The sequence below is a fragment of the Bacteroidota bacterium genome (genome assembly GCA_020161395.1).
GTDB lineage: Bacteria > Bacteroidota > Ignavibacteria > Ignavibacteriales > Ignavibacteriaceae > UTCHB3.
This window is the reverse complement of record JAIUOE010000005.1, coordinates 212,631-231,943: the sequence shown is the minus strand read 5'-3', so window position 1 is coordinate 231,943 and position 19,313 is coordinate 212,631. Positions and strand designations below refer to the sequence as shown.

Below are 19,313 nucleotides of genomic sequence, written 5' to 3'. Positions count from 1 at the left end.
ATTCGTTTTGCATGGAGGAGAGAGAAATGCAAGAGAATGAATTGTTAGCAGAATATAAAATTCTACGCGAGAAATACGAATTGTTGTTGAAGTCTCATGAGGATATCATTGAGCAACACAAAAACGAGATGATTCTTCACAGAAAGCATGTAACGCTTTTGAAGGAGATGGGCTGGCTTACAAAGATAGGGGCTTGGGAGCTGGATATTGAAACGAAGTCTCTGCTTTGGACTGATGAGGTGAGGGCGATTCATGATGTTGAAATGTCGTATCACCCGGAGCTGGAAGCGGGGCTAAAATTTTATGTTCCCGAATCGAGAGTGAGAGTGGAGGAGGCTTTGTCTCACTCGATAAAGACAGGAGAAGTGTTCGACCTGGAACTGGAACAGATCAGCGCAAAAGGAATCAGGAAACAGGTTCGCGTTATAGGGAGAACTGACCTGGATGCCGGGGTGGTTTACGGTACTTTTCAGGATATCACAGAGCAAAAACTGATTCAGGACACCCAGCTTTTTTTGATCAACAGCAGATACCTCGAGAACAGGGAAACTTTTTTTGAGTCTCTTGCACGGTTCCTTTCAGAGAGTTTGAACATGGAGTTTGTCTGTATTGACAGACTGACCGGCGGGAATCTTGCTGCGAGAACTCTGGCGATGTATTACAAAGGAAAGTTTGACGACAACATCGAATACACTCTTAAGGAGACTCCCTGCGGTGAGGTGGTTGGCAAAAACATCTGTTACTATCCCAAAGGAGTGAGGCATCTTTTCCCCTACGATCAGGCGTTGCAGGATATGACTGCCGAGAGTTATGTGGGGACCACGCTCTGGAGTTCCGACGGCAAGCCGATTGGATTGATAGCGGTGATTGGCGAAAAACCTTTGGAAGATCATCATTTGGTGGAAACCATTCTTAATCTCGTTTCAACGCGGGCTGCCGGTGAACTTGAGAGAAGCGAAGTGGAGTACCAGTTGAAGTTGAGGCAGGAAGAGCTGGAGAAACAGATTTCTCTGAAAGACAAGTTTTTCTCGATTATAGCACATGACCTCAGAAATCCTTTTCATGCTTTTTTAAATCTGACCGAAATTATGGCTTATGAGGGAGAGGAACTTACAGTTTCCGAGATGCTCAAACTAAGCAAGGACCTGAACAGAAGTGCCAAAGGATTGTTCAACCTCCTTAACAACCTTTTGGATTGGGCAAAGCTACAACAGGGAATGATTACATTTAAGCCGGAGAAAATCCCGCTGAACGAACTTATTGAACAGCATGTTGAATTGCTGAAGGAGCAGGGGAACCAAAAGGATATTAAGATAACCACTGATCTGGCGGATGATGTGGTGGTTGATGGTGACAGAAACATGTTGAATTCGGTTGTCCTGAACCTGCTTTCCAATGCTCTGAAGTTCAGTAACAGAGGTACCACAATTTTAGTAAAGACCGGATTGACTGAAGAAAATATGGTACAGGTTCTGGTGAAGGATAAAGGAATCGGCATCCCCGCAGATATCCTCCAAAACCTCTTTAAAATTGGAGAGAAAACGGGAAGACTGGGTACCGCCGGGGAAAGAAGCAGTGGTCTCGGTCTCCTTCTCTGCAAAGAGTTTATCGAAAAACATGGTGGCAGGTTGTGGATTGAAAGCAGCATCGGCGAAGGGAGCACATTCTTTTTTACTTTACAGAGAGATGAATTGTGAAGGCTGAGGGCTGAAGTTTGAAGTATGAAGTTTGAAGTATGAAGGCTGAATGGTGAAGGCTGAAAAATCAATAGCCTGTGGTTTTAACCACAGGGAGAGGGGTCAAAGGTTTGAAAAATTGAAGGGGACGCGGATGCACGCAGATTAGACAGATTTACGCAGAGAGGGGATAGTTACACGGACTCCACGGACTGGACACGGATATCACGGATGATGTTTGCTGAAGATCGCATTGTTTTTTGGTTCAAATTTGTATATTGCAATCGAAATTTAAATAACACTGTTACATAAAAAAAAGGAAATCCAATGAAAAAATCGTATATATTTCTTTTCATTTTGGTTTTTGTGCCGATGTCGTTTGGTCAGATAGTACCAAAATTTGGTTTGGGCATCAATGGTGGTGTGGCAATCCCTTCGGGAGACATGGGTGACATCTACAAAACCGGATTTGGCGGAAGTGTCACATTTGTATTGCCGTTACCGATTCCCGTGGAATTGTCGGCATCTGTAGGTTACTACTCATTCAAATTCAACAACGATTATTTCGCAACTCAGTTGAAACAGGCTACAGGTGCGACCCCAACAGTTGATGTTGATGCGCCTTTGAATCTGATTCCGTTGACCGTAAATGCGAGATATTACATGACGCCCGTTGGTATCCGTCCATATGGTGAAGTCAATCTTGGTCTTGGCATTGCATCGATGAAAAATGTGTTTCTCCAGGGTTCCGGAAACTCGATGTCAATAAAGACTGAAGATAAATCGGAAACCAAACAATACCTCGCAGCAGGTGTTGGTGTCTTGATTGGCGTTGGAATTGTAGCTGATATTGATGTAAACATCCGTTACGCACTCATGGGACAGGAATTCAGCCAGATGACCGCAAGCGGAAACTCCGTTTCCTATTCATCATCAACAGGTTCCTACCTCGGAATAAATGCCGGTCTCAGACTTAAATTATAATTTTTTTGAGGGATGCAGAATATTGTAAATCTGCGTCCCTCTAAATTTTCTCTATTGTTTTTCCTCCCTGTGGTTGAAACCACAGGCTATTTGTTTTTCCCCTGTGGTTAAAACCGACAGGCTATTGTTTTTCAGCCCTCAGCATTCGTTATTCAGCCTTCACAATAAATTGAAACAAAATCTAATTTATTTTGTTTAAAACAATCAAAGGTTTTTATCTTTGGAATTTAGATTTTTAATATTCAATTTAATCGAGGTATAAAATGCGTACAAAAACACTTCTTCTTTTCTTCTTATTTATGGGTTCGTATCTGGTTGCTCAGCGTGCCCAACCACTTAGCTTATTTGAGATTAAACAAGTAATGACATACTCCACGGACATCAACGAACTTGTTGAGAAGGTTAAATCTCTGGATAAACGATTTGAGGTTACCGGGGAGATCAGTGAGAAAGGGACGAAATTCTCTAATGGCAGATTCCAATTCACGCTCTCAGCCAATCGCGGTCAACAGGTGATCTACCAAGAGACTGTCAGCAAAAATGGAATCGGAAGGACCCCGGATCTGCTCACTGAAGTCAAAGTCGACGGCTTCAAGGAAGATCCAGGGAGCATACCATCACGAATTTCGATGAGCAAGGGGCCTTGGAAATTTTCGCAAAACGAGAGTAAAGAGAAAGGCAATAGCAATATAATAATTTGGTATTCCAAACAGTAAAAGTGACCTTCCGTGTGGGATCCATTTCACGAGAATTGAGGGAATCGGTGCGATTGAATTGCCCGGATCCCTTATACAATCTTAATCATTAACTTTAATCGAGGTATAAAATGCGCACAAAAACACTTCTTCTTTTCGTTTTTCTTTTAACCGGGATGGCTTTTTCTCAGCAGGGGGGAACCGGGAGGATCAGTTTCAAGCAGATTACCCAGCTAATGGAATTGCCGACACAACAAGTGATCGGGGAGGTTTTAAAAGAAATGGGTAATGAATTTAGCTCAGATAGTGACTTTAAAAAAGGCGATGAGCAATTTCGGATAGTCGCCGATCCTGCCACAGGAACTGCAACTTATAACGAACCCCCTGCAACCAAACAACGGCGTGACGAAATAAAATCCCAGGCTATTGCAGCGGGTCTCAAAGTTGAAAGGGAGCAGGGACTAAGATATGTTCGATTAAAGGGAAACAATTATTCAGTAGTGATTAATGGTGACGGAAGTATCGAAATCAAAAAGTTAAAGTAATTCCGGGCTTTTCCCCTTATATTTTGGTATGAAAATACCAGCAATTTCCTTTGTTCTCACGCTTTTGGTGATGACCCTTTTCGCCGGCTGCGAGAGTACCACATCCCCTGAGATCCCTCCCGTAAGTGAAGAAAAATTCTTCATTAGCGGGGCGGATCTTTCGTTTTTACCTTTGATAGAAAGGGAGGGGACGATCTTCCTCAATTCCGACAGCATAGCCGAACCAATGCTCATCACCTTGAAAAAAGCAGGAGTAAACACCGTAAGAGTTCGTCTGTTCAAGGATCCGGATGAGTTTGATCAAAGTTTTTCCGGAGTTCGATTGTTTTGTTCCCGCCTCAGAAGTGAAGGTTTTCGCGTCATGATTTCGGTGCACTATTCAGATACCTGGTCGGATCCCGGTCATCAGGAAATGCCTTCAGCCTGGAGGGGGATAACCGGTTCCGCTCTCATTGATTCGGTTTACGAATATACGAAGATGATCGCAGAGGAGATTAAACCGGATTATATCCAGACAGGGAATGAGATAAACATCGGTTTCATGTTTGAGCCGGGGAGGATTGCAAACTCTGACGGAATTTTTCGTACTCTGCTTGATACAACAGCAAAAGCCGTCAGGAAGTATTCTCCCGGAACGAAGATTGTGATTCACTATGCAGGATTGGACTGGTCAGATGGATTTTTCCGTTCGATAAAGGGTGCTGATTACGATATTATCGGACTTTCATATTATCCGCTTTACCACGGTAAGAGGATTGACGCTCTTGACTCTGTAATCACCGGACTCAATCGGGAGTTTGGGAAAAAAGTCGCAATTGTGGAAACATCATATCCATTCACTTTGGGGTGGAATGACTGGACGCATAATGTACTGGGAACCAATGATCAACTTCATCCCGGTTATCCCGCAACACCTGAGGGACAACACCAGTTTCTGAAAAAGGTTTTTTCTGAAGTTCGGGAGTCGACAGGTGGTGCAGGTGTTTGTTACTGGGGTGGCGAGTGGGTTGCATTTCGGGGCACCACTTCCACCAACGGTTCTTCCTGGGAAAATCAGGCTTTATACGATTTCAATTTCCGCGTTTTGCCGGTGGTGAAGGCGTTTAGCGGGAAGTAAGGCTGAATTTTGGAAGGCTGAGGGCTGAATTTTGAGATTAGAAGTTTGGCTTTCGGAAAAGGAGCGACAATCGTCTCGATTGTCCTGCCGATAACTTTCGGGAAATTTTCTCTCCCTGTGGTTAAAACCACAGGCTATTTGTTTTTCAGCCCTCGCTATTCATCCTTCGTATCTCTCCCCCTGTTGTTAAAACCGACAGGCTATTGTTTTTCAGCCCTCAGCACTCGTTATTCAGCCTTCACAATAAATTGAAACAAAATCTAATTTGTTTTGTTTAAAACAATCAAAGGTTTTTATCTTTGGAATTTAGATTTTTAATATTCAATTTAATCGAGGTATAATATGCGTACAAAAACATTTCTTCTTTTCGTTTTCCTTTTAACCGGAATGGCTTTCTCGCAACAGAACGAGACCTCCAAACCGATCAGTTTCGGCGAAGTGCTCTCTATTTTAGATATTGGCAGACTCAGTACGCTTAAAATGACTCTCAAGGATTATGGGTATATTCCTGATTGGGAAAATCGCGACACATACAGGAAAGGGATGCACAGATTTCAGATGTTCAGAAAGTCTAAAACAGATGATTTCTTCACATTTCTGGAGTTAAACCTTACCACGGAGAGGGAAGAAAGTCTGAAAGCCGATGCATTGGCAGCGGGTTTCAAGATCGTGAAAGAGGATACGGAGAATATTGAGATGTCCAATAATATCTTTGTTATTAATCTCAAAAAGGGCCAACAGATCGAGATCACAAGAAAATAGCAAGTTTTCAATTTTTTGTCACCAAATTTAATCGAGGTATAATATGCGTACAAAAACACTTCTTCTTTTTGTTTTTCTTTTAACCGGAATGGCTTTTTCACAGGATGGAGGGACCGGATACATTTCTTTTGAAAATATCACCGTTTTGCTTACACAGAGTAATTACAAAATGAGAGCAACTCTGAAAGAGTGGGGTTATGAAAGCAAAACAGGAAAAGAATGGAAGAAAGGTGAGGAGTTGTTCCAACTTTTACCGGAGGCAGACGGCAAAGCATACTATTACGCTGAAACGCGCCCATCGACGGAACGGCGTGCGGAGATAATAACCCAATGCAAAAACGCCGGACTTAAAGTTGAAAGAGAGGTTGGAAACTCTTATATCTTATTAAAAGGTTCCGGTTATGTTGTTGATATATCTACAAACGCGGGCATAAAAATAAAAAAACTTAGGCAGAAGTAGGTAATTTTCCCCTTATATTTTGGTATGAAAATACCGGCAATTTCCTTTGTTCTCACGCTTTTGGTGACATAAAAAAGCTATGATCTATTAACTATGAGCTAGTTGAACATTTCGGAAAAGGAGCGACAATCGTCCTCGATTGTCCTGACGACAGCTTTCGGGAAATTTTCTCTCCCTGTGGTTAAAACCACAGGCTATTTTCTCTCCTGTGGTTGAAACCACAGGCTATTGATTTTCAGCTCTCATCTGCGAAAATCTGCCTAATCTGCGTCCCCAAATTTTTTTATTTCCTGTGGTTGAAACCACAGGCTATTGTTTTTCAGCTCTCATCTGCGAAAATCCGTGTGCAATCCGTGAAATCCGTGGAACCATTAACACAATCTGCGAAAATCTGTTAAATCTGCGTGTATCTGCGTCCCCTTTATTTTTTTTATTTCCTGTGGTTAAAACCACAGGCTATTGCTTTTCAGCCTTCGCAATTCAGCCCTCGTTATTCATCCTTCGTTATTCAGAAATTCAATTTTTTTCCTTAATTTAATATTGTCGTTCATTTCTATTTTTAATGCCAAACGGGAGCAAGGTGGCGTGATATAATGAAGAGCAAACAGGTAAAATCAAAGAAACGGGTAGCTGAACATGGTGAAGTATTCACTTCCGAGAGGGAGGTGAACGCCATGCTCGACCTCGTGAAACAGGAAACAGAACGAATCGAATCACGATTCCTTGAACCCGCATGCGGTACAGGGAATTTCCTCGCCGAAATACTCAACAGAAAACTTGCAGTTACAGACAAAAGATATAAATCCGCTCAAACGGAGTGGGAATTTTATGCAATTCTCGCCGTTTCGAGCATTTACGGGATCGACATTCTCGAAGATAATGTGATTGAGTGCCGGGAGCGGCTTTTGAGAATATTTGCTGAGCGGTACGGGCAAAATTTTGGCGGGAAGTGTAACCCCCAATGTTTGAATGTGGCATCATTTATTTTGAAACGCAATATTTTATGGGGTGATGCCTTGAGTCTGAAAACTCCCGATGGTTTAGCCCTGCCAATAGTTTTTTCCGAATGGAGTCCCGTAAGCGATAACGGTATAAAAAGGAGGGATTTTACGATGGCGAACCTTTTGGAAAGCCAGCCGATGAATGAACCGAATCTTTTTTCCGATCTGGGGGAAAGGGCTTTCCTTCCCACACCTGTGGCGGAATTTCCCGTTGTACATTTTATGAAACTTGGAGTTGAAGATGGTTTCTGAATACAACCCCGATGTTCTCTCGTGTCTCGCAAATTTGAGTAATGACGAGGTTTTTACTCCGCCCGATCTCGCAAACAGAATTTTGGACATGCTGCCGGAAGAGCTCTGGAGCGATAAAAATACAAGGTTTCTCGATCCCGTCAGTAAATCGGGGGTGTTTTTAAGGGAGATCGCAAAAAGACTGATTGCCGGTCTTGAGACGGAGTTCCCCGACAGGCAGAAGAGACTAAACCACATCTACAAAAACCAGTTGTTCGGCATTGCAATTACAGAACTGACGGCTCTCCTTTCGAGAAGAAGTGTTTACTGTTCAAAAACCGCAAACGGAAAATACTCGGTTTGTGACCTCTTCGAAGGTGAGGAGGGGAACATAATTTTTGAGAGAACCGAACACTCGTGGGTAAACGGTAAATGCACATTTTGCGGTGCCTCCGAGGCTGTTTATTCCCGTGGCGATGAACTCGAATCGCACGCCTATCAATTTATTCACACAGAAAACCCGGAAAATATCTTTAACATGAAATTCGATGTAATTATTGGAAATCCTCCCTATCAACTAAACGATGGGGGAGGGACTGGTGCAAGTGCTATTCCCATCTATCAAAAATTTGTTGAGCAAGCGAAAAAATTAAATCCGAATTATTTAATAATGATCATACCCTCCAGATGGTTTACAGGAGGCAGAGGGCTTGATGATTTTCGTGACAGCATGCTGAGGGATCAAAGAATGAAAATCTTACATGATTTTTGGAATGCTTCAGATTGCTTCCCCGGAGTCGAGATTAAAGGTGGAGTATGCTATTTCTTATGGGATAAGAACTACAATGGAAAATGCCAAATATATTCCTACGAAGATTTAAATAAGATGACAGAATCCTTCCGATATCTGATGATGGACGAGGGTGGAAGTTTCATTCGTTATAATAGAGTTATAACGATTCTTGAAAAAATTAATCGGCTAAAAGAAGATAAATTTTCTGATATAGTAAGTGCAAATGATCCTTTCGGCTTCGACCAAAGAGAGGAAAATAGTTACAGGAGAATAAAACCTAATTTTTCAAAAAGAGATGGAAATGATTCCATTCTGGTATATTACTTTGGTTGGCAGCGAGAGGGTGAAAGGTTTATTTCTCTTGAAAATATTAGAAAAAACCAGCACTTGATAGATTCCTATAAACTTTTTTTCCCTAAAGCATGGGGTAGCGGGTATTTAGGAAAAGACTGGCTCAAGCCAATAACAGCCTTACCAAAATCAGCCTGCACAGAAACATATCTGCTTGTAGGTCCATTTAAAGACATTGTGGAAATGGAAAATGTTTATTCTTATACTCAAACCAAATTATTTCATCTTCTTGTAGGTGTTGTCAAATTAACACAAAATGCGATGAAAAAAGCTTACTCCTTCGTCCCCATCCAGGATTTTTCGGAGTCATGGACAGACGAGAAGCTGTATAAAAAATACGGTTTGACACAGGAGGAGATAGATTTTATCGAGTCGATGATAAGACCGATGGAGTTGGGGGATGGAGAGTAAAAATGCCGTTTTTGGAAGAAATTCGCAATATTTAAATTGTCGCTACAGTGTGGCGACAATTGGTGAGCAATGAAAGGTGAATTGTCGCTACAGTGTAGCGACAATTGGTGAGCGATGACAAGTTAATTGTCTCTACTGTGTAGAGACTATTAGTAAACGATAAAAAGAATTGTCGTTACAGTGTCACGACAATTGGAAAGACAGATAACAATTTTGGTAAGAAATAATGCCTAAAAACTTTTTTCCGCAGAAGCCTGAAGCAAATCCCGTGATATACGCATACGAGGATACACATCCACAGTATGCGGGTCTCCTCAAAATTGGTTTTACAGTTCGTGATGCAAAGACGAGGGTGGGGCAGCAGTATCCAACGCTTAAGCCGGGGGAGCCTCCCTACAGGATACTCCTTGAGGAGCCTGCGATGCGGAACGACGGGTCGGTATTTACAGATCACGAAGTCCACAGGTTCCTGCGGAAGAAGGGGTTCAGAAATCCCGAAGGTGAATGGTTTGCCTGCGGGGTCGATGATGTAAAAGTTGCCATAGTTGCGATAAAAACGGGAGTAAGAAATGAGGAGAACCGGACACTTGATTTTGAGATGAGACCCGAGCAGAGGGAGGCGGTGGAGAAAACAGCCCGGTATTTCAGAAGTTTCAGTGCCGAGAATCCCGGCAAAACACCCCACTTCCTTTGGAATGCCAAAATGAGATTTGGTAAAACCTTTGCATCATATCAGCTTGCCAAAAAACTGGGGTGGAAAAAACTGCTTGTTCTTACCTTTAAGCCCGCTGTTCAAAGTGCGTGGGAGGAAGATCTTAATTCACATCTGGATTTTGAGGGGTGGCAATTCATCAGCAGGAACGGCAGGAGGATGGAGGATGCCGACACTTCGAGACCCGTGGTTTGCTTCGGTTCGTTTCAGGATTTTCTCGGGAGAAACGAGGCAGGGGGGATAAAGCCGAGGAACGAATGGGTGCACACCACCAACTGGGATTGTGTGATCTTTGACGAGTACCATTACGGAGCATGGCGGGAAAATGCCAAAGACCTCTTCGAAGCCGAAGACAAAAAGGAGAGGGAATTTGCGAACGGGAAATGGCTTGAAGATTTTGATGAGAGCATCATGCCGATCACCACAAACGCATACCTTTATCTTTCGGGTACTCCTTTTCGGGCAATTGTATCGGGTGAATTTATAGAAGAGCAGATTTTCAACTGGACCTACTCCGACGAACAAAGAGCAAAAGAGGAGTGGAAAGGGGACGAAAATCCATACGCCTCACTTCCCCGGATGGTTATGCTTACATATCAGCTTCCGCCTTCCATCAAGGATGTGGCAAGGGGGGGTGAGTTTGACGAGTTTGATTTGAATGAATTTTTTAAAGCCGAGGGGGAGGGGGATCAGGCAATATTCAAATATTTGAATGAAGTGCAGAAGTGGCTCGATCTGATCAGGGGGGCTTATCTTGCGACAACCATCGACAACCTCAAGCTCGGAGCACAAAAACCACCCATGCCGTTTTCGGATGTGCGGCTTCTGGGGGTGCTCTCGCATACATTCTGGTTTCTGCCGTCAATCGCCTCCTGCAATGCCATGGCGAATTTGTTGAAACAGCCTCAGAATAAATTTTATCATGAATACAGAATTGTTGTTGCAGCGGGAAATGGTGCCGGGATTGGTGTGGAAGCACTTCCACCCGTAAAGGAGGCGATGGAAAATCCGTTAAAGACAAAGAGCATCACCCTTTCATGCGGGAAACTTACTACGGGTGTTTCCGTTAAGCCGTGGACGGGGATTTTCATGCTAAGGAATTCTTCCAGTCCCGAAACATATTTTCAGGCTGCATTTCGTGTTCAGACTCCCTGGACGATTAAAAATCCCGACAGTCTTTCGCCCAACAAGGAACTGATAATGAAGGAGGAGTGCTACATTTTCGATTTTGCTCCCGACAGGGCACTGAGGCAGACAGCTGACTACAGTTGCCGGTTGAATGTGAATGAGATGAATCCCGAAAAGAAGGTGGAGGAGTTTATCAAATTTCTTCCCGTTCTTGCCTATGACGGCAGCTCGATGAAGCAGATAGATGCGGCTGGCATTTTGGATATGGCACTGAGTGGTACCTCGGCTACACTTCTTGCGAGGAGATGGGAAAGTGCTCTTCTTGTGAATGTTGACAATGCCACACTTCAACGGCTTATGAACAGCGAGGAGGCGATGGATGCCCTGATGAAAATTGAGGGGTTCCGGTCGCTGAATCAGGATATCGAGACAATAATCAACAAGTCGGAGTCGATTAAAAAGCTGAAACGGGAAGCGAATGAGCGACACCTCTCTTCTGACGAGAAAAGGCAACTGACAGAGGAAGAGAAGGAATATAAATCGAAGCGGAAGGAGATTCAGGAGAAACTGATAAAATTTGCAACGAGAATTCCCGTGTTCCTCTATCTTACCGACTACCGTGAGAGAAGCCTGAAGGATGTAATTACGCAACTCGAACCGGGTTTATTCAAAAAAGTAACGGGACTTACCGTGAAGGATTTTGATCTTTTAGTAAGTCTTGGGGTGTTCAATTCCGCTCTGATGAACGATGCCGTTTACAAATTCAAGCGGTACGAGGATGCCAGTCTTGTTTACACCGGAGTGAATAAACACCAGGGTGAGGGTGTCGGGCTATATGATACCGTGCTAAGCGGAGAAGACTATCGTTTGACATTTGTTAATTATGAGTTATAAGTTATGATTTATGAGTTGGTACAATGTTGACTTTCGGAAAAGGAGTGACAATCGTCTCGATTGTCCTATCGACAAATTAATGGTTCCACTGATTTCACGGATGGGACATGGATTCGACAGAAGGATTTTTGGAAACCGCAAAGGACGCAAAGACCGCAAAGAGAGCCCTTGTGGCGACATGTGTGTAGGAAATTATGAGTTTTTTAGGTGTGTAATTTGTTGAATTTCGGAAAAGGAGCGACAATCGTCCTCGATTGTCCTGCCGACTGCTTTCGGGAAATTTTCTCTCCCTGTGGTTAAAACCACAGGCTATTGGTTTGGTGGTGAATTAAACCGGATTTAGAGTTTACGGGCTGATCATTTTTATTAATATTTTCAAATTACAGTATTAGCAGAGAGAAATTATGGAAGCGAACAAAAGTATAATATCCTTTTTGATTGATGGTAACAAACAATTTCAGTTACCTCTATTTCAGCGGAACTACACCTGGACGAAAAGGGAGTGGGAGGTTTTGTGGGATGACCTGAATTACATTGCCGATAAAGGGCATGATAAAAGTCATTTCCTTGGGGCAATTGTAACCCTGCCGATGAATTCCGGACCGGATGCGGTAGCCAAATACATTGTTATAGACGGGCAACAGCGTTTGACCACATTGTATCTGATTTTGTGCGCAGTTCGTGATATTGCAAATGAACTTGGCGATGTTGTGAAGGCGAATGAAATAAATGATTCTTACCTGGTGAATAAATACAAAGAAGGCGACGAACATTATAAAGTTTTGTCGTCACAGAAGGATCGGGAGACTTTAAAGAATCTGATAGGCCGAGGAAAAGTGGATGAGGATTCACTTCTGGTTCATGCGTATAAATATTTTTATGAAAGAATCAGGAAGAGTAATGATTACAAGTTATACAGGAATATCATAACACATTATCTTTATGTTGTAAGCATTACCCTTGACCAGGATGACAATCCCTATCTCGTGTTTGAGAGTTTGAATGCAAAAGGTAAGCCCTTGACTCAGGCTGATCTCATCAAGAATCACCTTTTTATGAGAATTCAGCAAAAGGAACAGGAAGTTCAGTATAAGGAATGCTGGTTCCCTATGGAACAAGCCCTTGGAGAAAAACTAACCGAATTTATCAGACATTTTTTAATGAAAGATGGTGACATAGTCAAGAACAGTGAGGTCTACGACAGGTTTAAAGATTCTTTGGGAAAAGATGACGCAAGAGATTATTTGACGAAATTAGCTGAATTTGGCACTAATTATCAGAAACTGTTAGAACCTGAATTCGAGACTCATGCAGGATTGCAAAGACAGTTAAAAAGGATTAACAGAATAGAAGTAACTACCGCTTACCCACTACTGTTAAAATTGTATGAGTATGTGGATTCAGAGATCATGACCAAAGAACAGTTTGTCCTTTTCCTTGAGATTCTCGAAAATTATCTGATAAGAAGATATTTAATGGGAATTGCTACAAACCAGTTAAACAAAATATTTCCGTCTTTGATTTCTGTCGTTAAAGAGAAAAGCGGCGAGGATATAGCAAGAACAGCAGCAGAGTTCCTCACAACAAAAGGCTATCCAAAAGATTCTGATATTCTGCGCGATATAACGGAAAGAAAAATGTATGGTGGCGGAGACAGGCAGTTAAAAACAAAATTCATCCTTGAATCTATTGAGGAATCTTTTAATCACAAAGAGAGAATTAATCTGGACAATTTGACCATCGAGCATATCATGCCAAAGACACTAAATGAGTGGTGGATGGAATATTTGGGTGATGAGGGAATTGAATGGCATGATGATTATGTGGATGTCATCGGCAATTTGACATTAACAGGTTACAATTCCGAGCTGTCCAATATGAGTTTTGACAAAAAAAAGGAGTTCTACGCCCAGAGCCACCTCGAAATTAACAGATATTTTGACTCAATTAATTCGTGGCAACCTGAAGATGTAAGAGAGCGATCACTAAAACTTGCTTCGTTGATCATTGACACATGGAAATACTTCGGGAACGAATACACGATTACTAAAGAAGTCGTTACTGGTCTCTATGCAATCGGGTTAATATTCAACGGTAAGAATATTTCTGTTCAATCGTGGCGGGATGTTTTGAACGAGACATTAAATGTCCTGTACGATCTGGACCCCGTGAAGTTTGAAGAGCTAGCATTAAAAAATCCAACTTTTTTGTCAAAAGTCGGCGGCAAGTTTAAGACTCCCAAAATAATCAGAGGGACTTACTTTGCAGAATCCCAATTGAATTCGCAGACAATATTTAATTTTTGCAAAAGAGCTTTGAAGCACTTTGGATTTTCTGAAGAAGAATGGGTTGTAAGGACTGTAACACCTGAGGAATATAGAGACGGTAAGAGGTAGCTCGATTTAACAGGCCGTATGCAGGTATCAGTGATAAGCTGGTATTTTAAGAGTTTATCTCCATTTTCAACCAATTCACGCAAATTCATTCAACTAATTGAACGAATTTAGCTAAATTTGTTCAATTGAATGGAGAAATTTATGATTGCCAGAAAAATTGAGTCTTATATTCTTGAGTCGCTTGTTCCGGGGAAGGTGGTTATTTTGCTTGGAGCAAGGAGGACGGGAAAGACGGTAATGTTGAACAAGGTTGTTTCGATGATTTCCGAGCCGTACATTTTTTTTAATGGTGAGGATTTTGAAGTGCAGAGGTTGCTTGAGAACCGGACTGTGGCAAATTATGAAAAAATTCTCGGCACTTCAAGACTGTTGGTGATAGATGAAGCTCAGAAGATACCTGAGATCGGGAAAATTCTGAAGCTGATGGTTGATTCCATCCCCGGATTAAGAGTAATTGTTACGGGATCATCGGCATTTGATTTGTCGGGAAAACTCGGAGAGCCTCTAACAGGAAGAAACCGCACATTTCGTCTTTTTCCATTGAGCGAGCAGGAACTCGATCCCCTTTATGGGCTTGTTGAAAAGAGATCCGCACTCGAGGAACGACTTGTTTTTGGTTCTTATCCCGAAGTTATCTCACTTCAGGGTAGAACGGCGAAGGCAAAGTATCTTAAAGAGCTGGTTAATGATTATCTGCTGCGTGATCTTTTGTCGTTCGAGGGTGTAAAAAATGCCGGGGTGATTAAAAATCTTTTAAGACTGGTTGCCTTCCAGGCAGGAGCGGAAGTGTCGATGAATGAACTGGCATCAAATCTTGGGATTTCCAGAAACACGGTTGAGAAGTATCTTGATCTTCTGTCGAAGGTTTTTGTTATTTTCAAGGTTGAGGGTTTCTCCCGCAATCTAAGAAAGGAAATCACCAAGAACGCAAAGTGGTATTTCTACGATAACGGGATAAGAAACACATTGGTGGCTAATGTCAATCCTCTTGAACTTCGGAACGATACGGGAAGCTTGTGGGAGAATTTTATAATAAGTGAAAGAATCAAGTATCAGGAATATAATGACCTTCTCTCAAACAACTTTTTCTGGCGTACTTATGACAAACAGGAGATTGACTGGATAGAGGAAAGGGAAGGCAGATTCTTTGCGTATGAGTTCAAATTCAATAAGGAGAAAGCAAAATTTCCCGTAGCCTTCTCAACGGCATATCCGGAATCGGAGTTTCATGTGATATCGGCTAATAACTATCATGACTTTGTGATGTGAAAAATGTCTGTTATCTTCCACTCCCGTTGATCAAACAAAAAACCGTAAAAATCCTTAGATTTAGTATATGAATTATTCGAAATTTGAAAAATGACCCCTGACGACGAATTAATTTTTGGCAGCCCTGAGTCTGCTGTGGAAATTGAAGAAACATCCACCGACAGCTTAATGGAGAAGCCCTTTAATCCCAATGATATTCGTATTGATAACAGACCATTGACGATCGATTTGTTGATAAAAAGGTTGAAGGCAGACCCAATTGAAATCGATATGCAGCCTGCATTTCAGCGGAAAAGGGATCTTTGGGATCAGAGGAAACAAAGCCAGTTGATTGAGTCGTTATTGATCAAATTTCCTCTTCCTGCATTTTATTTTGATGGCTCAGATAATGATTGTTGGCTCGTCGTTGACGGGCTTCAACGCTTAAGTTCGTTACAGAATTTTATTGTAAACAAGACATTAAAATTAAAAGGGCTTGAGTTTTTGCAAAAATTGGAGGGAAAAGGATATGATGATCTTCCTCGAAACTTGCAGAGGCAGATAGAAGAAGCTCAAATAGTCGTCTATCTCATCAACCCGGGCACTCCGGATGAAGTGAAATTCAACATATTTAAGCGAATTAATACGGGTGGTTTGATGCTTAACAGTCAGGAAATCAGACAAGCTCTTAATCAGGGTATTCCTGCTCAATTTGTAACCAATCTCGCTGAAAGTGATTCTTTTAAGGAAGCAACCTCCTATAAAATTGACAGTCCGAGGATGATGGACAGGGAGTTTGTAACAAGATTCCTTGCGTTTTATTGTTATGGTTATCAAAACTATATCCCCGATCTTGATACATTTTTGAATAATGCGATGAGAGGGTTAAAAAATTTATCTGAACAGGAAAGGGACAAGATTAAACAAGACTTCAATAGTGCAATGTGGCTTGCAAAGGATGTTTTTGGAGGGTATGCTTTCAGGAAATTGGATGATTTCCCAAGAAAAAAACCTTTTAATAAGGCACTTTTTGAAGTCTTGAGTGTATTGTTTGCAAAATTGAATGAAGATGATCGTGAAAGCATTCGGTCGAATGGAACAGATCTTATGGCTGCTATGGAGAATTTAATGAAAAACGATCAATCATTTCTTGGGAGTATTACCGTTTCAACGGGCAGTAGAGCGAATGTTAATGAAAGATTTTCAAAAATGAGTTCAATAATCAATGAAATTTTGAGTAAATGTTAACTAATATCAAAGTCAAAAATTTTAAATCCTTAAAGGATGTATCCATTTCCACTAAGCCATTAAATTTATTATTGGGACTAAATGGAATGGGTAAAAGTTCACTAATTCAATCACTTTTGATACTGATGCAAAGTGATAAATTGGAGGATGGAGTAGTTGATCTTAATGGTAGCCTTGTACAGATCGGGCAAGGCAAGGATGCACTTTATCAGTTTGCCGAAAATGATAGTATTGCTATTGGAGTTTCGTTATTCGGGTTCATTAACTTTGAATGGGATTTAATTTACAGCAGAGACAAAGATAAACTACAAACTCAAAAAAAGTTTTCAAGTAGAGATTTTAGCATGTTTAGGGCTCTGAAAGAGCAATTCCAATACATAAGTGCCGAACGGATTGGACCAAGAGATTTATACGATTCTTCAAGTATCATTGTTGAAGATAAAAAACAGATTGGGCTTCTTGGGGAATTTGCCGCAAATTATCTCAACGCATTCGGAACAGAGTACTCTGTGAATGAAAATTTACGACACAAGAGTGCAAAATCAGAAAAATTGATAGATCAGGTGAATGCCTGGTTGAGTGAGATTTCGCCCGGGGTCACTTTGAATACCAAATATCTCCCGGATGTAAATAAAATTATTTTGGATTATCAGTTTGAGTTTGGGTATAACAAGACCAATTCATTCCGTCCTAAAAATGTTGGTTTTGGAATATCTTATGTCTTGCCAATAATTGTCGCATTGTTGACTGCTGAGCCGGGGAAAACGATTGTGGTTGAGAATCCGGAGTCTCATATTCATCCACGAGGTCAAGCTGAAATGGGAAGGTTGATATCGCTTGCAACATCAACAGGAGCTCAGTTGTTCATTGAAACTCACAGTGATCATATCATCAATGGAATTCGGGTTTCCGTGAAAGAGGAATTGATAGACAGAAATCAAGTAAATATTTTGTTTTTTGATAAAGAATCGACAGATATTGAGCAGTTCACCAAAATTACTCCAATTAGATTGGATATAAATGGAGAATTGAACCAGTATCCCCCGAATTTTTTAGATGAGTGGGCGAATCAATTACTAAAACTTCTATAGTTATTTATGGAATTAATATTTAACGAACTTTCCCTTCTCCCGCCTCTGGGGAATGACTATGAGGTTGATAAAGTGTTTCACAGGCTTTTATTAACTTTCCGTGAATCAAAAGATAGATATGGTTTTAACCATATTCGATTTCAGGAGGACTATTCAAGGCTCTATGTCACTCCAACAAAAACATTTTACGAATGGGTTTATTCAATCACAGATTTTACTCTTAGATCTCAGATATTGTCTGTTGCAAAAAGGCCATTTGTGGAAAATCTGGAAGATGAAGTACTAGATAATTATCTCGGCAACAATTTTGTAATAGCAGATGATGATGCCCCCACAAGAAACTCACCTTTAGGATTGCCAATTGCTAATATTAAATCGATTCCTGCAATCAGTTTACAGTCTCATGCTTTTTGGGAGAGAAGAAAGATCACAATTAAGATAACTGAGCAAACGAAAGATGAAAGCAGGCTAATTGAGGTTTATAATCTTTGTCATGCTTCCGATATCGATACGCCGGAGATAGAGGAGTGGGGGAAAAATTATCTGTCGATAAATCTCAGAGATGAGAAATCGTTAACAATGTATTTGAATTTTAAGGTGTATGAGATAAAATTTACTGGAAATTTCTTCGAACAATTATTAGACTGGAAAAATCAGGATACAGATACCTTCAAGTGGATACTTGATTTGATGAAAGATGTAGAAGAACATCCTTTTACCGGGGGGATTGGTAAGACAGAAAATCTTAAAGGCAGGGGGAAAGAGGCCTCAAAAAGGATTAACATCTCGAATCGGCTAAGTTATTTTGTGGAGAATGACAATGTAACTTTCATTGCTTGCAAAGGACACTATCTCTTTCACTAATTAAAATCCATCATTTCAACCAATTCACGCAAATTCATTCAACCAATTGAACGAATTTAGCTAAATTCGTTCAATTGCCCGAAAAATTCAGTCTTCAGGGGGTGGAGACTTACTGCCTCACCCTGCTTTTTCTGCAAATTCCTTAAATTGAACCATATACTTGTAGCTTTCCTTTTTGAAGGCACCGGGCATGAGGAAGCCGATGATTTTCATGAAGCCGGTAAATTGGAATTCGTTTACGCAGCGGTAGAGGGTTCGGTTTTCATCCAGCGGGATAAAGCAGTTTTTCACTTCGTTCCAGACACCTTTTGCTTCGTAGGTTCCCGAGAATTCATCGGGGAGGTTGTTGACGGTGATGGTTTCGATCATTTCGATTTCCCGTTTCCCCATTATGTAATGGAGTTTTGATTTTGCACCGGGCTCGCCGGGGGTGCCGCTGAGGTGTTGGAAACTTTGCAGGCCGGGTTGCCAGAGTTTCAGGTTGTCGGGATTGTTGAAAAGTTCTACAACTTTTTTCACAGGGAGATTGATTTCGATTTCGCTGCTGTATTTCATACCATGCCTCGATTACAGGTTGGGAAAAGATTTTCGGTTAAAGTGCGAAGTTAAGAGAAACAGAGTTAACAAAAAAACGATACTTCAAGAAAAAAAAATCAAAAAAATAAAAAACCTTTTGCAATTAAAAAAAATATTCTCTATCTTGCAG

The 19,313-nt window shown here is 41.3% G+C and carries 16 protein-coding genes; 15 read left to right on the top strand and 1 reads right to left on the bottom strand.

The genetic code is table 11. From position 1 onward, the window contains the following. Positions 1 to 26 precede the first annotated feature (26 nt). The 15 genes from LCH52_10235 to LCH52_10165 all read left to right on the top strand — a co-directional run bounded on the left by LCH52_10235 (position 27) and on the right by LCH52_10165 (position 18,607). Positions 27 to 1,697, top strand: a complete 1,671-nt coding sequence (locus tag LCH52_10235) for a hypothetical protein (protein MCA0388861.1) — start codon at positions 27 to 29, stop codon at positions 1,695 to 1,697. 306 nt (positions 1,698 to 2,003) lie between these two features. Then, on the top strand, positions 2,004 to 2,660 hold the full coding sequence (locus LCH52_10230) for a hypothetical protein (protein MCA0388860.1): 657 nt from the start codon (positions 2,004 to 2,006) through the stop codon (positions 2,658 to 2,660). Positions 2,661 to 2,923: 263 nt separating this feature from the next. After that, the gene (locus LCH52_10225) at positions 2,924 to 3,376 is read left to right on the top strand and encodes a hypothetical protein (protein MCA0388859.1); all 453 of its coding nucleotides are present in this window, start codon (positions 2,924 to 2,926) and stop codon (positions 3,374 to 3,376) included. Positions 3,377 to 3,486: 110 nt separating this feature from the next. After that, a complete protein-coding gene (locus tag LCH52_10220) occupies positions 3,487 to 3,900 on the top strand; it encodes a hypothetical protein (protein MCA0388858.1) in 414 nt (137 codons plus the stop codon). Between the two features lie 28 nt (positions 3,901 to 3,928). Further along, on the top strand, positions 3,929 to 5,017 hold the full coding sequence (locus LCH52_10215) for an arabinogalactan endo-1,4-beta-galactosidase (GenBank protein ID MCA0388857.1): 1,089 nt from the start codon (positions 3,929 to 3,931) through the stop codon (positions 5,015 to 5,017). A 342-nt stretch (positions 5,018 to 5,359) separates the two neighbouring features. After that, positions 5,360 to 5,779 (top strand): hypothetical protein, encoded by a 420-nt coding sequence (locus LCH52_10210; protein ID MCA0388856.1) that lies wholly within the window; start codon positions 5,360 to 5,362, stop codon positions 5,777 to 5,779. 43 nt (positions 5,780 to 5,822) lie between these two features. Beyond that, positions 5,823 to 6,239, top strand: coding sequence for a hypothetical protein (locus LCH52_10205; GenBank protein MCA0388855.1), 417 nt, complete (start codon positions 5,823 to 5,825; stop codon positions 6,237 to 6,239). 593 nt (positions 6,240 to 6,832) lie between these two features. Then, a complete protein-coding gene (locus LCH52_10200; protein ID MCA0388854.1) occupies positions 6,833 to 7,492 on the top strand; it encodes an SAM-dependent DNA methyltransferase in 660 nt (219 codons plus the stop codon). Further along, complete coding sequence (locus tag LCH52_10195; protein MCA0388853.1) at positions 7,482 to 9,026, top strand: Eco57I restriction-modification methylase domain-containing protein; 1,545 nt, start codon at positions 7,482 to 7,484, stop codon at positions 9,024 to 9,026. The genes LCH52_10200 and LCH52_10195 overlap by 11 nt, the downstream gene beginning before the upstream one ends. 226 nt (positions 9,027 to 9,252) lie before the next feature. After that, positions 9,253 to 11,760 carry a DEAD/DEAH box helicase family protein gene (locus LCH52_10190; GenBank protein ID MCA0388852.1) on the top strand — a complete coding sequence of 836 codons (2,508 nt, stop codon included), beginning with the start codon at positions 9,253 to 9,255 and terminating at the stop codon, positions 11,758 to 11,760. Between the two features lie 404 nt (positions 11,761 to 12,164). Further along, positions 12,165 to 14,156, top strand: a complete 1,992-nt coding sequence (locus LCH52_10185) for a DUF262 domain-containing HNH endonuclease family protein (GenBank protein ID MCA0388851.1) — start codon at positions 12,165 to 12,167, stop codon at positions 14,154 to 14,156. A gap of 129 nt (positions 14,157 to 14,285) precedes the next feature. Next, complete coding sequence (locus tag LCH52_10180) at positions 14,286 to 15,425, top strand: ATP-binding protein (protein MCA0388850.1); 1,140 nt, start codon at positions 14,286 to 14,288, stop codon at positions 15,423 to 15,425. A gap of 90 nt (positions 15,426 to 15,515) precedes the next feature. Next, positions 15,516 to 16,652: a DUF262 domain-containing protein gene (locus LCH52_10175; protein MCA0388849.1), complete on the top strand. Its 1,137-nt coding sequence runs from the start codon at positions 15,516 to 15,518 to the stop codon at positions 16,650 to 16,652. Next, the gene (locus LCH52_10170) at positions 16,646 to 17,743 is read left to right on the top strand and encodes a DUF3696 domain-containing protein (protein MCA0388848.1); all 1,098 of its coding nucleotides are present in this window, start codon (positions 16,646 to 16,648) and stop codon (positions 17,741 to 17,743) included. Before LCH52_10175 ends, LCH52_10170 begins: the two co-directional genes overlap by 7 nt. A 6-nt stretch (positions 17,744 to 17,749) precedes the next feature. Beyond that, positions 17,750 to 18,607: a type II toxin-antitoxin system YoeB family toxin gene (locus LCH52_10165; GenBank protein MCA0388847.1), complete on the top strand. Its 858-nt coding sequence runs from the start codon at positions 17,750 to 17,752 to the stop codon at positions 18,605 to 18,607. Between the two features lie 117 nt (positions 18,608 to 18,724). On the opposite strand, the gene LCH52_10160 is transcribed toward LCH52_10165, so the two are convergent. Next, complete coding sequence (locus tag LCH52_10160; protein MCA0388846.1) at positions 18,725 to 19,162, bottom strand: SRPBCC family protein; 438 nt, start codon at positions 19,160 to 19,162, stop codon at positions 18,725 to 18,727. Between the last annotated feature and the right edge of the window lie 151 nt (positions 19,163 to 19,313).

Bases quoted from the DNA above. Each gene is read 5' to 3' on its own strand.
- LCH52_10175 (MCA0388849.1), top strand. From the start codon at position 15,516: ATGACCCCTGACGACGAATTAATTTTTGGCAGCCCTGAGTCTGCTGTG.
- LCH52_10160 (MCA0388846.1), bottom strand. From the start codon at position 19,162: ATGAAATACAGCAGCGAAATCGAAATCAATCTCCCTGTGAAAAAAGTT.
- LCH52_10215 (MCA0388857.1), top strand. From the start codon at position 3,929: ATGAAAATACCAGCAATTTCCTTTGTTCTCACGCTTTTGGTGATGACC.
- LCH52_10235 (MCA0388861.1), top strand. From the start codon at position 27: ATGCAAGAGAATGAATTGTTAGCAGAATATAAAATTCTACGCGAGAAA.
- LCH52_10165 (MCA0388847.1), top strand. From the start codon at position 17,750: ATGGAATTAATATTTAACGAACTTTCCCTTCTCCCGCCTCTGGGGAAT.
- LCH52_10230 (MCA0388860.1), top strand. From the start codon at position 2,004: ATGAAAAAATCGTATATATTTCTTTTCATTTTGGTTTTTGTGCCGATG.
- LCH52_10205 (MCA0388855.1), top strand. From the start codon at position 5,823: ATGCGTACAAAAACACTTCTTCTTTTTGTTTTTCTTTTAACCGGAATG.
- LCH52_10180 (MCA0388850.1), top strand. From the start codon at position 14,286: ATGGAGAAATTTATGATTGCCAGAAAAATTGAGTCTTATATTCTTGAG.
- LCH52_10220 (MCA0388858.1), top strand. From the start codon at position 3,487: ATGCGCACAAAAACACTTCTTCTTTTCGTTTTTCTTTTAACCGGGATG.
- LCH52_10225 (MCA0388859.1), top strand. From the start codon at position 2,924: ATGCGTACAAAAACACTTCTTCTTTTCTTCTTATTTATGGGTTCGTAT.
- LCH52_10185 (MCA0388851.1), top strand. From the start codon at position 12,165: ATGGAAGCGAACAAAAGTATAATATCCTTTTTGATTGATGGTAACAAA.
- LCH52_10190 (MCA0388852.1), top strand. From the start codon at position 9,253: ATGCCTAAAAACTTTTTTCCGCAGAAGCCTGAAGCAAATCCCGTGATA.
- LCH52_10210 (MCA0388856.1), top strand. From the start codon at position 5,360: ATGCGTACAAAAACATTTCTTCTTTTCGTTTTCCTTTTAACCGGAATG.
- LCH52_10170 (MCA0388848.1), top strand. From the start codon at position 16,646: ATGTTAACTAATATCAAAGTCAAAAATTTTAAATCCTTAAAGGATGTA.
- LCH52_10195 (MCA0388853.1), top strand. From the start codon at position 7,482: ATGGTTTCTGAATACAACCCCGATGTTCTCTCGTGTCTCGCAAATTTG.
- LCH52_10200 (MCA0388854.1), top strand. From the start codon at position 6,833: ATGAAGAGCAAACAGGTAAAATCAAAGAAACGGGTAGCTGAACATGGT.